Source organism: Pirellulaceae bacterium (genome assembly GCA_019636385.1).
Lineage (GTDB): Bacteria > Planctomycetota > Planctomycetia > Pirellulales > Pirellulaceae > Aureliella.
Genome location: JAHBXT010000002.1, coordinates 187,473 through 201,689, shown reverse-complemented (window position 1 = coordinate 201,689; position 14,217 = coordinate 187,473). Strand labels below are relative to the sequence as shown.

Here is a 14,217-nt window from a genome sequence, read left to right as displayed (position 1 = left end):
CGCCTTATGAGAGTCTGACACTTCGCCCCGTGCTAAGGCCACGGCATACGAAAATCTTCAATTTCAATCGGAATTGCCTAGGGTCCGAGAACTTCTTCCAAGGGTCGGCTACCGGGAATATCTTCGGGCCACAGAGTCCACACCGGCACGCGAGCTGTGATTCGGTCACGCAACTTGCGAACTTCTTCTTGTCGTCGCACCTTGGAGAGCGTCTTGCGTATTTCACTTTGTATTTCGGCCATATCCTGTGTGCGCGCCGCTTCGCGTTCAAGAACTTCGATAAAGTGTAGTCCGATCTCGTCCTCAAGAATGTTGCTCAAACGCCTCAGTGGCAGCGAGAACACGGCTGAGTCCAAAGTTGCCGACTTGAGACTGCCCTGCGATGTCCAGTCATACCAGCCACCCTCAGTTGCGGTATAGCCCATCGAACTCTGCTTGGCGACCGCCTCAAAGGGTTTGCCGCCGAGGTATACTTCGTCAAACAGTTGACGGATGCGTTCCTGAGCGGTCTCGCGACTGGGCATTCGATCAAAGCGAATGGTAATCTGCCGCCATTTGGCGCGCGCCGGGATTTGCCACTTTTCCATGTTCTCACGATAGTAGGCCAGAATCTCTTGGGGAGGTATTTCAAAGTCTTGGCCAACGTACTTTTCTTCGATCTGAGAGGCCAGTACCTGCATCAAGAAATGGTTCTTGATGATACCTAATGACAGACCAGACTCTTGCAGTTTGGCCTCTAACGACGCTAAGTCTTCAACCTTATGGCGTTTGAACAAGTCCAACGGCACAAAGCGATCGTAAAACATTCGCGTGGCTCGTGTAGTGACTTGCTCTTTGGTCTTTCGCAATTCGCTGGGTGAGGCATTGCCGGCCAAATCACGGAAGAATTCCTGCTGCATGGCTTTCATTTCCACATGCTGAGGCAGCGCCTGCCGCAACAAAGTGGAGCGTGCCATTTCCTCTTGGGCCGCACTGGTCAATCGGTCTTTGTTCTCCTGAATAACCGGTTCAATGACCGCCGCCAAATCTCCGGCCAACACTCGTTCTGTACCCACAACGGCTACCACTCGGCCCGCCGTAAAATCGGTGTGTATAGCGGCCGGCTGCGGGCGGCGATTGAAATCGGTTGAGCTAGAGAAACTTGCCAATGTACCTGCAGTAGGCTGGCTAGTTACCGATGGTGACTGAGGCTGAGCCATGCTGGGAAAACTAGGCAGCGGGGGTAAGCCTTGGTCAGCAAATGAGTTGGATCCGCTTGGTAGTTGACCAAACTGCGGAGCAAGTTGGCCGGCGGTTGGCAATCGAGGCTGACTGGACAGGCTGGGACGCGATAGTCCTGCAGTTTCAATCGTCGGCAATTGCGGGCTTGCGAGCGCATCAGCTTGAAGGCTGACTTGTTGTGCAGGCGGAGGCAGGTCCACCGCGCTATAGCCGGCGACCTGATTCGAATCAAACGGAATCATCGAAACTGAAGACACACCAGGGCCGGGAGCTACGGCAGGTGGCTGGCTGTTTATCGGTCCCTGCGCTCTGGCCTGATACAGCCCTGTACAGCAAAGCACGAACCATGCGACAGTCGACATCGGCTGCGATACCTTCCGTCGCGAGAAGGAAAGCCCAGGTGGGCTGGTCTTGCGAGAACGCCTTAGATGACGCAATATGCTCACAACGATTTCTTCCAGTCGGTAACTACGGCTCGCCAGCCACACCGTTAAATTCGGTAGCTAGGCTTGTCAGAGCTAAGTGGTATTATTTGGCTGACGCAGGTTGATTGCCTTGGAATGCTGCAGAGTGACCCGGGGAGACGCACTGCTCGAATGATGCTGTTTGACGAATTTAACTCAAAGAATCAAGACAAGTTGGGAAGAATGAGCAGCTCACCCCAAACCCCGCTACCCAGGATCGCCGTCACGGGTTCCTCTGGGCTGATCGGTTCTGAACTCTTGCGTCGCCTCCGGACAATGCCAGCAAACGTCGTCTGCCTGCGACGAGTGGAATCTCAAGCAAAGTCTGAGGCGCATTGCTCGCCAGATATTGCCTGGGAACCGTCGCGCGGTGTGCTACGGCCAGAACAGTTGGAAGGATTTGACGCGATCATTCATTTGGCTGGCCGCTCGGTGAATTCAGGGTGGTGGACACGCGCCGAAAAACAGCGGATCGTTGAGTCGCGAGTCACCGCTACGCAGCGGCTGGCCGAGCAATTAGGCAACCTGCAAGCAAAACCGCGACTTTTCTTAGGCGCCTCAGCCATTGGCTTCTACGGGGATTGCGGTGGCCGCCAGGTGACGGAAGACACCGCTTGTGCCGCACAAACCTTCCTGGGACAACTGGTCCGGGACTGGGAAGCTGCTGCGGCACCATTGACCGAACACGGGATCGCAGTCGTTCACGCGAGGTTTGGCGTGGTTTTGGCACCAACCGACGGGGCGCTCGCTAAGATGCTTCCGGCCTTTCGCTGGGCAATGGGCGGGCGACTCGGGACAGGCCAACAATATCTAAGTTGGATCAGCTTGCAGGACAGTTGCCGCGCGCTGATGCACCTGTTGCAATTGCCTGACGCCTGCGGCCCGTACAATGTCGTTAGCCCCAATCCCGTAACAAACCGACAATTCACTGCGCATCTCGCTAAGGCGCTACACCGTCCGGCAATCATGTCCGTGCCTGGCTGGGTATTGCGCTGTGCGTTGGGCGAAATGGCCGACGAATTGCTGCTGGCCAGCTGTCGGGCCGTGCCCCAGCGGTTACTGGAAACAGGGTTCACCTTCCAGCACACTGAGCTACCGAAAATGCTGCGAGAGCATTTGGCCGGATGACTTCGACGGCATCGTCCTGCTGCGTACGTTTTACTGCGTACGCTGACGCTTTTCCTTGAGACGCTGGCTGGCTGTGAGCAACGCCTCTTGTTCTCGCGCCGTCAACGATGCCGTGCCTTCGCGATGTAATTTGCGAAGAATCTCGTCCAAATAGGCTTCGCTAATCACCGTCCGTCTCGACTCGCGGCCTACCTGTGCGGCAGAATCACGACGTTTGGATGTCTTGACAACGGGCAATGAATCCCCGCTCTCGGGCTCGACTTCTCGTTGACTCTTCTTGCGCGACCGGTGCTCGTGCTTAGCAGTGTGAAACGGCATGTATTGCTCTTCCAAATGAACAGCACGCGACGCTTCCCAACGGCTGGCCACGTACAAATATACGGCTGCAGCCAAGACAGCATACCAACCGAAATGGAATTCGCTGTTCGTCGCCTTGGCGAACACTAGTATTGTCAATCCACAGCCCAGCAATGCCGAGGCTAGATGCGAGTCGATCAAGCCCAATCGACGCAGCACGGCGGACTCAGCACCAAACGGTTTGCGCATAGCCAGCGCGTACAACAGTGCGCGATTGTCGAACGGAATCGTCGGCAACAGGTTGATGATGCCCAAGAGCACATTCACCCACAGAATCTGCGTGGCCCAGGCCAAACTGCTCCAACCACCGCGAACGTCCAGCAAGCTAGTCCAACCTGTCCGAGTATTCTCCAGAGGCAGCAGGGTGGCTGTGACGATCAGCCCCAGCGCAGCCAAACCAAAGGTTGCCAAGTGACCCGCCAGGGCGTAGCGGAAAATAATTGGCGACGGCATGTACTCGTATTCGGTCGCCAGATTCCCGCTCGGGCCCAGCCTAGTTTCCAGTTCCTGCGAATACGAACCGACCGCCCAATTCTGTGCCGCAATGCGAACCGTCAAGCCGACAACCCATACAATGGGCAGACTGAAGGCCAGCCAACGCAGCTCCGCCATTGCTGGGCGAGACCAGCCCAATATCAGCAGACTCAGCGACAACAATACCAGCGTAATTATCAGCGATATATGGACGCTGGCCCGCCCCCAGCTACGGGTGAAAGCGGTCGATCGTTGAAACCAGCGCGCAAGCAGACTCATGAAACATCAATATCTCTGCTGAGCCAAAAAACGTCTCGGATTTTGGAAACGCCAACCTTTGCGAACCCATCAAGGCCTCGGCTACCAGCTTGCGTCCCTGTTTAACATGCTAACACAAACCGTAGAAAAGTGCATATTCGTATAGCCAAAATGTCTAGGCTCGACTGCTGCTGCGCAGTTTTGAAGGGCGAGAAAAAGTCGCGCTTCAGGCCTGACACCTATTTACTTGTCGCAAGTCGTTTGGTTGGCGACACTTGGGAGCAGTCCGCAGCGCCACCTCAAGGAGGGCAGGTCGGGCTGGACGCAGTGCCAGGACGGCTGCTAATCTGCGAGCGATAATGTCCTTCACCCCATCCCGCAGATAACTACCGTGACCGCACGTTCGATATTTTTTTCCGTGGGAGAACCAAGCGGCGACCTGCATACCGCCAAGCTAATTGACTGCTTGCGTAACCACAGCCGCGGGCTGAGCTTTCATGGATTTGGCGGTCCGTTGATGGCCCAGGCAGGCTGCCACATCAGATACCCGCTTACCGATCTGGCGGTAGTTGGTTTCGCCGAAGTCCTGCCAAAGCTAATGCAATTTGTGCGCGTGGCGGACATGGCTTCGGCAGCCTTTGACCAGCATCGCCCCGATGCCGTCGTCTTGGTTGACTTCCCAGGCTTCAACTGGCACATTGCCAAACGCGCCAAGCGGCGCGGGATTCCCGTATTCTATTACTTGCCTCCGCAGTTGTGGGCTTGGGGCCGTTGGCGTATCGGCAAGATGCGTCGTACTGTTGATCATGTACTGTGCAACCTGCCCTTTGAGCTGGAGTGGTATCAACAGCACGGCATTCCGGCGCACTACGTAGGTCATCCGTTTTTCGACGAGGTGCTTCAAGGCCAGCTGGATCAGAAGTTTCTCGACCGCTGGAGCCATCATCCCGGGGTTCAGGTCTCGGTGCTGCCTGGATCGCGCGCTCGCGAAGTACGTTACATCTGGCCGATGCAACTTGAAGCGATACGTCGATTGGCTCACAAACATCCGCATGTCCGTTTCATGGTCGCATGCCTGAAGGACGGGCATTGCCTGTGGTGTCGGCAACAGCTGACCGAAGCTGACCGCGACCTGGACATTCAATTCTTTGTGGGCAGGACCAGTGAAATCATCAAATTGTCGGATTGTTCGCTCATGAAATCCGGATCGGTCAGTCTGGAAATGATGGCGCGCGGCGTCCCCAGCGTCGTAGTCTATCATATCGGACGGATGACTTATCACATCGCTCGTCGCTTGACGGACCTCAGCTGCTTCTCGTTGCCCAATATCTTGGCTGGCCGTCAAGTCATGAGCGAGCACTTAGCGGTCGGCGCGACCGATCAAGCCATTCACACCTCGACTCAAGCCCTGGAGCGATTGATCGCCGATCCCCACGAACGGGCTCGACAGCGCCGCGAACTGCTGGAACTCAACCAAAGTATCGCAGCCGCCGGTGCCAGCGACCGGGCAGCGCAATTGATTCTTTCGGAACTCGACGCGTCCCAGCCGAGTCAGTCGCTGGTTCGCGCCGCTTAATGGGAGACCTTCTCCGAGCTGCTGATGAACCACAAGTTTTAAGATTCTGACAGATTATAAGGCGACTTAGGCTTATTTCAGGCGGCTTTCGACCGGCTCCCGAGTGGGCAAAACGTGGGCTTCGCGGCATAATTCGTAGTCCTTCAGAACGAACGGCAGATATCGCGAGCGCACTGAAGGACGGACACTGTATGCCAGTGGCCAGTACCTCAATTCTCCCCGCGCGATTGCGACGACTGACTTCGGCGAGCATTTTCAAACATGAGCCCCACAACCTACAAGGACAGCGGTGTTGACCTGGAGCTGTATGAGCAGGCGATGCAGAAGCTGCCACGTTTAATGCATCGGACCTTTAGCCCGCGGGTACTGCGTAACGACGGGGGCTTTGCTGGTCTGTTTGAACTGGACTTTGGTGGCGCTCTTTTTTCGCGAAGCTACAAACAGCCGGTATTGGTGTCTGGTACGGATGGCGTCGGCACCAAATTACGAGTCGCTCAGATGACCGGCCAGCACGACACGGTGGGAATCGATCTAGTGGCCATGTGCGTTAATGATGTGCTGTGCTGTGGAGCCGAGCCGTTGTTCTTTTTGGATTATGTGGCGATGAGCCGTGATAATCCGCCGATGTTGGAGCAAATCGTCAGTGGCGTTAGCGAAGGCTGCGTGCGCGCCGACTGCTCGCTCTTGGGCGGTGAGACAGCAATTATGCCCGACCATTATCAAGCCGACGACTATGATCTGGCTGGCTTCTGTGTCGGCGTAGTTGAAAAGCAGCATCTGATTACCGGTCAACAAATCAGCGATGGAGATGTGCTGGTTGGTATTGGCTCCAGTGGATTCCATTCCAACGGCTTTAGCTTGGTCCGCAAGGTCGTTTTCGACAAAGCTGGTTTGTCGGTCACGGATCGAATTGACGATTTGAACCAAACTGTAGGCCAAGCGTTGATGACCCCCACGCTGATCTATGCAAAATTGACGCGCAAGGTTTTGGGGCACTACAAAGTCAAGAACGTCGTCCACGGCATCGCGCATATTACCGGCGGAGGATTGCTTGAGAACTCACAGCGCATTTTACATGACAAGATCGACCTGGTTTTTCAACCCGGCTCGTGGCCTGTTCCAGCCGTCTTTCCGTGGCTGCAACAGTTGGGGCAGATCGACAGCCAGGAGATGGAGCAGGTATTCAACATGGGCCTAGGCCTGATTCTGGTTGTCAGTCCGTTTTACGCCAACACGGTCTTGGACATCGCCCACTCGTTGGGCCATACCGCATCCATCGTCGGCACCGCCCGCAGCGGCACCGGTCAAAGCCGCTGGCTATGAACTACAACTCAAAACTCGAGCCCATTGCCACCTTGCACTTCAAGCAAGTGACGACCCTCATCGGATCAGACCTTAGCTAACCGTACCGATCGGCCGCTGGCTGCGCTTTGGTAGATCGCCAGGATCAATTCTACGCTCCGCCGTCCCTGAATGCCGTCGATCGCGGGCGGGCCACCGTGTTGGATGGCGTGTAGGGCATCGCGAAATAGAGCTGCATGCGCCTGATGCCCGATGGCCGCTGGATCGGCTGCGCCGCCTCCAGTTTTGGTTCGCCCCAACATCTCCTGCCGAATCGTTTCATCCCCCGATGCTGGTTGGGCAAACTCCCATTTTATAATGTCTTCTTCCTCTAAGATCGCAGTGCCGGTAGAACCGCTCAACTCGATGCGCTTGAGCATACCTGGAAATCCGGCGGTGGTCGCTTCAATAACCCCCAAAGCGCCGCTGGCAAATCGCAGGCTCGCCGTGGCCACATCCTCAACTTCGATGCGCTCGTGAGCCAGCGTTGCGGTGTGTGCAGAGACCTCGACGACCGGTCCCATTAGCCACAGCAACAAATCGACGGTATGAATGGCCTGGTTCATCAGGGCGCCACCGCCATCCAATTGCCATGTTCCGCGCCACGCCCCGCTATCGTAATACGCTTGAGTCCTAAACCATTTTACATATGCGTCCCCCAAGGCAAGAATGCCGAATCGGCCAGCATCAACAGCCTGCTTCATCAATTGGCTGGAGCGATGGAACCGCGAGGGAAATATGGTCGCCAGCTTGACTCCTGCTCGATCACATGCCTCAATCATCTGATCGCAGCGCGGCAGTGTGACTTCCAGCGGCTTTTCGACCACAACGTGCTTGCCAGCAGCCGCAGCCGCTAAGCAGGGCTCCAAGTGCGCACCGCTAGGAGTTCCAATGGTGACCACATCTAAACCGGGATGTTTCAACATTTGCTGCAGGTCATCATAGGCCTGACAACCAAACTGCTGAGCTACTTTATCGGCGTTGGCCTTGGTGCGGCTGTAACAGGCCACCAGTCGCGCACCTTCAATTTCTGCGATGGCTCGCGCGTGAAAATGGGCGATCATGCCACACCCGATGATTCCAAAACCGACTGTCATTTGCAAAATTCTCCGACTGGCGTGAACTTGAATTCAACATACAATCCAAAATCACGATACCTGCTGGGCTGCTGCCACCATAACAAAGCTGTTATATCAACTTTCGTTTGCCACGGAACGGGTTGCCAAGCTTATTCTGCGGGCAGTACTAAGGCTCAGATTGAACAACGACAAGCTTGCAGTACAATCGCCCGGATGGCCAACCGTCTGATAATTCCCTCACCAGAATTCCATTGCATTCATCGATTATGCGTGTCGTTATATTGCCAGATATGCAAGCGGTAAGCTTGCGGGCCGCTGATTATATTTGCGAGTTGATCAATAGCTATCCGGACGCGGTCCTGGGACTGGCGACGGGCAGTACACCGCTGGGCACGTATCAAGAGTTGATTCGACGTTACTTCCAACAGCAGGTCGACTTTTCCGAAGTTGTCACCTTCAACCTGGATGAGTACGTTGGATTGCCAAGACATCATGAGCAAACGTACTATTCCTTCATGCACCAGAATTTCTTTAGCCACGTACAGATCGACTCGCAGCGCTGCCACCTGCCCGACGGACAATGCGCTGACTTGAACACCGAATGCCTGCGGTACGAAGCATTGATCGACGATTCGGGTGGCATTGACCTGCAAATGCTAGGCATCGGCTCTGACGGTCATATTGGTTTTAACGAACCGGGCTCGTCGTTGGCCAGCCGGACGCGTGTCAAGGGACTAACCGAACGCACACGTCAGGATAATTCCAGGTTTTTCAGCTCGATCGACCAAGTGCCTCGACTGGCCATCACTATGGGCGTGGGGACGATCATGGAAGCCGAGCATATCATGCTGCTAGCTACAGGACAGCGCAAAGCTGCGGCCGTTCGCGATTTCATCGAGGGACCGGTATCCAGCATGGTTCCAGCTTCGGGGCTTCAAATGCACCCGAAAGTAACTGTGCTGCTAGATCCCGATGCAGCCAGCCTGCTCCAGCGCCGTGACTATTACCAACAGATGGAGCAGATTCAATCTGAACTGGAGGGCAGATCCTTATCAAAATCGTAGCTACGCGCAGCAGAGCGCGGACTCCCAGGACTAAACTTGCAACTCAAACCGCCCGCCAATCAAACAACTCATTCCTTGCGCCGCAATCAACTATGAGCCAACATTCCCGAGCCTTATCCGAAGCCGAACTGTTGCAACTGCGACGTTGGAACACCCCCACTATTTACAACGGTTGGGAGCAGATAACGTCACGCGACGCGGCCGCCCCAGTAACAAACTTGGAAGTCACTCAGGATTTCATGCCGCAAATGGGAGCCATGGTCGGTTGGGCAGTGACGCTTGTCATCCAGCCCAGCCAGTCATCCCACAAGCAAAACACGTCGGCTTGGTCCGACTACCGGGCCTATGTCGCCAGCATTCCGGGATCCAAGATCGTGGTGGTTCAAGACCTGGACAAACCGCATGTGATCGGGTCGTTTTGGGGCGAAGTCAACGCAACCGTGCATCGCAGTCTGGGCTGTGTAGGCACGATCGTCGATGGTGCAATTCGAGATGTCGACGAAATGACACACGCCGGTTTCAAAGCACTGGCCCGCCGACTGTGTGTGGGTCACGCGCATAGCACCCCGGTTCGTTGGGGGTGCAATGTCGAAGTGTTTGGTACCCGAGTCGAACCGGGACAACTGATCCATGCCGACAAACATGGTTTCATTTCAGTACCTCAAGAAGACCAGCAGCGTTTACTGACCGCATCTGTTCAGATGGATGTCCACGAATGCCAAACGCTGATCTCTGCCGCGCGAAACAGCTTTGGCAAATCCCCCTCTGAAATGCTTAACGACATTAACGCTGCCGCCAGTCAATTCCGGAAGCAAACCTTAGAGCGATTCGGATCAACCGGCGAGTTTTAGTTTTTGTTCACCGCTATCCGGACTCCTAGTGCTGGCAGTGTGCAGTGTACCAGCAGCCAGTGCCGCTAGGCGGTCGGTAAATGGAATGTCCACCATTTGGCGACGCTGGCTAGCGGTATGTTCTTATTGACCGTGTGCCTTGTCTTCCAACCCCTTGGCTCCGACCACTTGCAGTCGTACACGCTGAACCATCCGTTTCGTAGCTTTCAGAACAGTGATGCGGAGGCCAGCAAAATCGACTTGCGTACCCTCTTTGGGGATTTCTGATAGACGGTGAATCACTAAACCGCCGATGGTATCGTAATCGTCGGACTCCGGTAGCTCGATTCCTAAAATCTGTCGAATTCGCTCAACTGGCACCTTACCCTCAGCTTCCAGTTCGTGGGTTTGCGAGTCGTAAACAATCTGGCTGTCTTCTTCCAAATCCAATTCGTCAGCGATTTCGCCGACGATTTCTTCCAGAGCGTCTTCGATAGTCACCACACCCATCATCTGCTGGTACTCGTCGACCACGATGGCCATGTGATTGCGATTGTGCAAAAAAATCCGCAAGAGTTCATCGACTGTCTTATTGCCAGGAATGAACCAGGGCTTGCGCAAAAACGACTCAATTGCCGGCGATTGCCCCAGCGTTTCGGGCGAGGCCAATTGCACTAGCAGGTCCTTGACGAACAGAATGCCGATAACCTGATCTACTGAACCGCGGTACACGGGAATACGTGTGCGTCGGCACTCAACTGCCTGGCGTACCAGTTCGGACCATGGTTGAAGAATATCCAGTGCATCGACGGAACTGCGCGGTGTCATGATGGTGGCTACCTCGACGTGGCGCAACTGCATGACGCCTTCGATCATATCCGGCACAACAGCCGACACGACTCCATCACGCTGAGCCGCTTGGACCAGATTGCGAATATCGTCTTGCAGCAGCTCTTCGTCCAACTCTTTGTCCTCCGGTAAGTCGCTCAATCTCTGGCCCAACCAATCGAATATCTTGGCCGAAACTGCCAGAGGGCTAGCCGCATAGGCAACAGCTTTCCAGAAGGGCCAAGTGTGGTACAGAAACGGTGATGTCCGCTGACGGACGATCATTCGTGGGAGCCACAAGCCAACTAGCATGTTGGCCAGCCACCACCCCACCGCGCCAACGGCATGAGACACAATGCCACGCTGGCTAAGGACGGCTAATTCGGCAAATTCTACACGACCCTGGTGAGCAAACCAAACGCCAGCTGCTAACGAGCCCACAACCAAACCGGTCACCAAAAGATAGGTGGCGGCAGCGAAAGCAGCTTCCTGCTTGTCCAGCACTTCACCAAACCGCTGCGGCTTGCGACGCAGGCGACAGTAGGCTTCCAATCGGCGACCGTTGTAGTTCTCAATTAGATGCACCCCCAGCCCGCCAATCAGCGTCAACATGCAGCCGACGGTCATCAAGGTTGAAAACCAATAGATACTCATAGCGCGACTATGGACCAGCGAATCTTGGGGACACCCTAAATTCAGTAGGATACATCATTAAACCGAGCCAGGTAGGTATCGGCACCGGCTACCTGTGCCTCCCGCAAGAATTGACATTCCTCGGCCCGCATTGCCGTGCGGCCGACATCATCCCGGTCATCCAAACCAACCAAGTGCAACATTCCATGTAGCACATACAATAACAATTCGTCTGCAGCGTCCCAGCCGGCTGCCACGCTTAGACGACTGGCAGTATCCCAACTGACGATGATCTCGCCATCGATGATGGCACCCGCCTCAAACACAAAGCTCAGCACATCCGTGGCCCAGTCGTGCTGTAGATGACGCTGATTGAGCTGCCGGATTGTGACATCATCCACCACTGATATGCTTACGATGAACTGTTGTATGCTAAATCGCTGAACAATCCAGGTAGCCGCCTGAAGAAACCGTTGCCGCAATTGAACTTCACTCGTTGCGTCAACTTCCACATGGAATTCAACTTCCAATTCGATGTGTGGCATGAGGCATTCTTTGGAGTGAGCTAGGGGGCGTCTGGACAGGATAATTTCGAAGCGGCGCTCCGCTTATGCCGAGGCCTGACCAGTGTACTTGACGCGCCCATGATAGATGGCCGTCAGCGACTTCACTAGCGAAGATTTTACTTGATCCAGTTGCAGTAACGTCAATCCACATTCATCGAATTGTCCGTCCAACAACTTGCTCATGGCAATTTTGTCCACCAGACTTTGCAATCGCGACACAGTCGGTTCAACCAGCGTGCGACTGGCGCTTTCCACTGAGTCGGCCAGCATCAATACCGCCGCCTCCAAAGTTTGCGGTTTGGGGCCGGGGTAGCGAAACGCGGTTTCCGAGACCTCCTCCTTGTTTGGGTCGTCCTGACTGCGTTTGGTGGCCTCGCGATAGAAATACTCGACCAAGGTCGTGCCGTGATGTTGTTCGATAAAATCGACGATGCGTGTCGGCAGACGATGCTGTCGAGCCAAGTCGGAACCATCCTTCACGTGTGCGATGATCACTAAGGTACTCATAGCGGGCTGCAATGTATCGTGACAGTTGCCACTGGCATCCTGATTCTCCACGAAATAATTCGGCTTGAACATCTTGCCGATATCATGGAAGTAGGCACCCACGCGGGTCAACAACCCGTGGGCTCCAATGCTGTCGGCAGCTGCTTCGGCGATAGCCGCGACACTGATCGAATGGTTGTATGTGCCGGGTGCCCGCTGTGCCAATTGACGCAAGAGCGGATGGCTCGCATCCCCCAGTTCTAGGAGCCTGAGGTCTGTCTGTACACCAAACACCGGCTCTATGAAAGACAAAACTCCGGCAACCACCGCAGCCGCCAGAAACGCCAGGGCGCCAATTCGCAATGGCTCGCCCACCACCGATGCCATTAGCGTGGTCCAGGCAGCCGTTGATGCTTCGGCACCAGCATCCAGAGTTCTGGGTAGGAATGTTCCGATGATGGTATCGGCGCCCAAATGTGTTATTGCCACGACCGCTCCGGTAGCCAACCCGACGTAAATCAACTTAGACCGCGTTCGAATGCGGCCTACGAACATGGCTGCCGCACAACTACCGCTGCACATCGTCACCAGCTGGACCATGTTCAGCCCCACGGCCAAGCTGACCATCAGGGCTGAGCAGATGGAGATTAAGATCGTCAACTGTCGACCAAAGGTAATCGTCATCACGATGGCGGTGATTAACACCGGCACGATCTCTGCCTGCCAGGGATCGGAGGCAGCAAACTTGCTGACAACGCAACCAAACAAAACCAAACTCAGCAGCCGCAGCATGGGCACGGTTTGCGTGAGTAGCTTGGCATCATGCAAGTAATAGATGTATGCGCCGCAAAACGTATAGAACGCCAAAATCATCCCCAGAATGCAGAGCAAGCGGGTCACCTTGACGCCAGCTCCCAACTGAGCGACCCAGGCATCATATTCGGCGCGCAACAACGGCAAGTGGTTTTGTCGCGTAATTGGCTGTCCGGCGGCAGCGAGCCGACTGACCGTGGGGAAATACGAAACCATAGCGTCGGGTACGGCAGCCTCTGCGCTAATGCGTGCCTTCTCGCTCAAATCCGCGCGGTAGGTGAGTGTCTCCGGCAGATTCTGCACTAGATAGTGAGACACAATTCTAGCCACGGCCGGAACATCGGGCGAACTGAATTCTCGCTGCAGCACCTCGCTAACGCGGCTAGAGAGTGTGGCAATGACATCCGCGTAACGCACCTTGCTCACATCGACAAACACTTCATCCGTGGGTGAGCCGATAGGAATCACAATGATCGAACGTTGACTGCCTTGATCACTATCGTGACTGAGCGACTTGATGACGCCAGATTCAGCGATGGGATTGAGGATCAGTTGCAATGCCTGGTTGAATTTCGTCGATTGATCTGAATCGCTCAGTAGCGAGCGAATATGGGTCAGCGCCGCTTCACTTGTCAGCGGCGTCGGATCTGATCCCAGATTTTTGATTAACAACTCTAAATCGCGTGCCTGCTCGGCTGTTAGTTCCGCCGCCGACTTAGCAGTCACCAACGATAACATCTGGTTCTGGAGAGCGCTGCGAAGCTGCGTGATGGCCTGGGTTCGGTTTTCATAAGTACACAATGTTTCTCGACGTCGTTGATCGCGAAGCAATTTGGTCTGCTGGTCGTCTACTAAGTCAAAAGCTACACGGGCCACGATATCGCGATCCGGAATTTGTCCTTCGCGATAGGTAAACGGCGGTACCCAGCCTTGCAGCGTGAACACAATGATGCCAATTGAGCCAACCGCGATCGCCAGGTGCAGCAGCGACTTACCAGCCAGCAGTTTATTCAACTGACGGCGCAGAGCACTGGGTTCAAGCTGCAAGGAGGCTACGCGTTCGCTGCGCGTGCGTACTGGATTGGATGAGGCCATACGG

The 14,217-nt window shown here is 55.1% G+C and carries 11 protein-coding genes; 5 read left to right on the top strand and 6 right to left on the bottom strand.

Annotated features, from left to right (window positions below; genetic code table 11):
* Positions 1-77: 77 nt before the first annotated feature.
* The gene (locus tag KF752_06570) at positions 78-1,583 is read right to left on the bottom strand and encodes a peptidylprolyl isomerase (protein MBX3421204.1); all 1,506 of its coding nucleotides are present in this window, start codon (positions 1,581-1,583) and stop codon (positions 78-80) included.
* Positions 1,584-1,868: 285 nt separating this feature from the next.
* Between KF752_06570 and KF752_06565 the strand changes: the two genes are divergently transcribed.
* On the top strand, positions 1,869-2,813 hold the full coding sequence (locus KF752_06565) for a TIGR01777 family oxidoreductase (GenBank protein ID MBX3421203.1): 945 nt from the start codon (positions 1,869-1,871) through the stop codon (positions 2,811-2,813).
* 30 nt (positions 2,814-2,843) lie between these two features.
* On the opposite strand, the gene KF752_06560 is transcribed toward KF752_06565, so the two are convergent.
* Positions 2,844-3,923 (bottom strand): M50 family metallopeptidase, encoded by a 1,080-nt coding sequence (locus KF752_06560; protein MBX3421202.1) that lies wholly within the window; start codon positions 3,921-3,923, stop codon positions 2,844-2,846.
* 397 nt (positions 3,924-4,320) lie between these two features.
* Between KF752_06560 and lpxB the strand changes: the two genes are divergently transcribed.
* Together lpxB and purM are read left to right on the top strand one after the other, a co-directional pair.
* Complete coding sequence (gene lpxB, locus KF752_06555; protein ID MBX3421201.1) at positions 4,321-5,478, top strand: lipid-A-disaccharide synthase; 1,158 nt, start codon at positions 4,321-4,323, stop codon at positions 5,476-5,478.
* A 261-nt stretch (positions 5,479-5,739) separates the two neighbouring features.
* A complete protein-coding gene (purM, locus tag KF752_06550) occupies positions 5,740-6,801 on the top strand; it encodes a phosphoribosylformylglycinamidine cyclo-ligase (GenBank protein MBX3421200.1) in 1,062 nt (353 codons plus the stop codon).
* A gap of 65 nt (positions 6,802-6,866) precedes the next feature.
* Here the strand turns inward: purM and KF752_06545 are convergent, their stop codons facing one another.
* Positions 6,867-7,916, bottom strand: a complete 1,050-nt coding sequence (locus tag KF752_06545) for a Gfo/Idh/MocA family oxidoreductase (protein ID MBX3421199.1) — start codon at positions 7,914-7,916, stop codon at positions 6,867-6,869.
* Between the two features lie 248 nt (positions 7,917-8,164).
* Here KF752_06545 and nagB point away from each other — a divergent pair, with 248 nt between their 5' ends.
* Complete coding sequence (gene nagB, locus KF752_06540) at positions 8,165-8,962, top strand: glucosamine-6-phosphate deaminase (protein ID MBX3421198.1); 798 nt, start codon at positions 8,165-8,167, stop codon at positions 8,960-8,962.
* 92 nt (positions 8,963-9,054) lie between these two features.
* The gene (locus KF752_06535; protein MBX3421197.1) at positions 9,055-9,813 is read left to right on the top strand and encodes an RraA family protein; all 759 of its coding nucleotides are present in this window, start codon (positions 9,055-9,057) and stop codon (positions 9,811-9,813) included.
* 123 nt (positions 9,814-9,936) lie between these two features.
* On the opposite strand, the gene KF752_06530 is transcribed toward KF752_06535, so the two are convergent.
* The 3 genes from KF752_06530 to KF752_06520 form a co-directional block, all read right to left on the bottom strand.
* Entirely contained in the window at positions 9,937-11,274 is a 1,338-nt protein-coding gene (locus tag KF752_06530; protein ID MBX3421196.1) for an HlyC/CorC family transporter, read from the bottom strand.
* A gap of 41 nt (positions 11,275-11,315) precedes the next feature.
* On the bottom strand, positions 11,316-11,798 hold the full coding sequence (gene ybeY / locus KF752_06525; GenBank protein ID MBX3421195.1) for an rRNA maturation RNase YbeY: 483 nt from the start codon (positions 11,796-11,798) through the stop codon (positions 11,316-11,318).
* A gap of 63 nt (positions 11,799-11,861) precedes the next feature.
* On the bottom strand, positions 11,862-14,213 hold the full coding sequence (locus KF752_06520) for an HDIG domain-containing protein (GenBank protein ID MBX3421194.1): 2,352 nt from the start codon (positions 14,211-14,213) through the stop codon (positions 11,862-11,864).
* Positions 14,214-14,217: the final 4 nt, after the last annotated feature.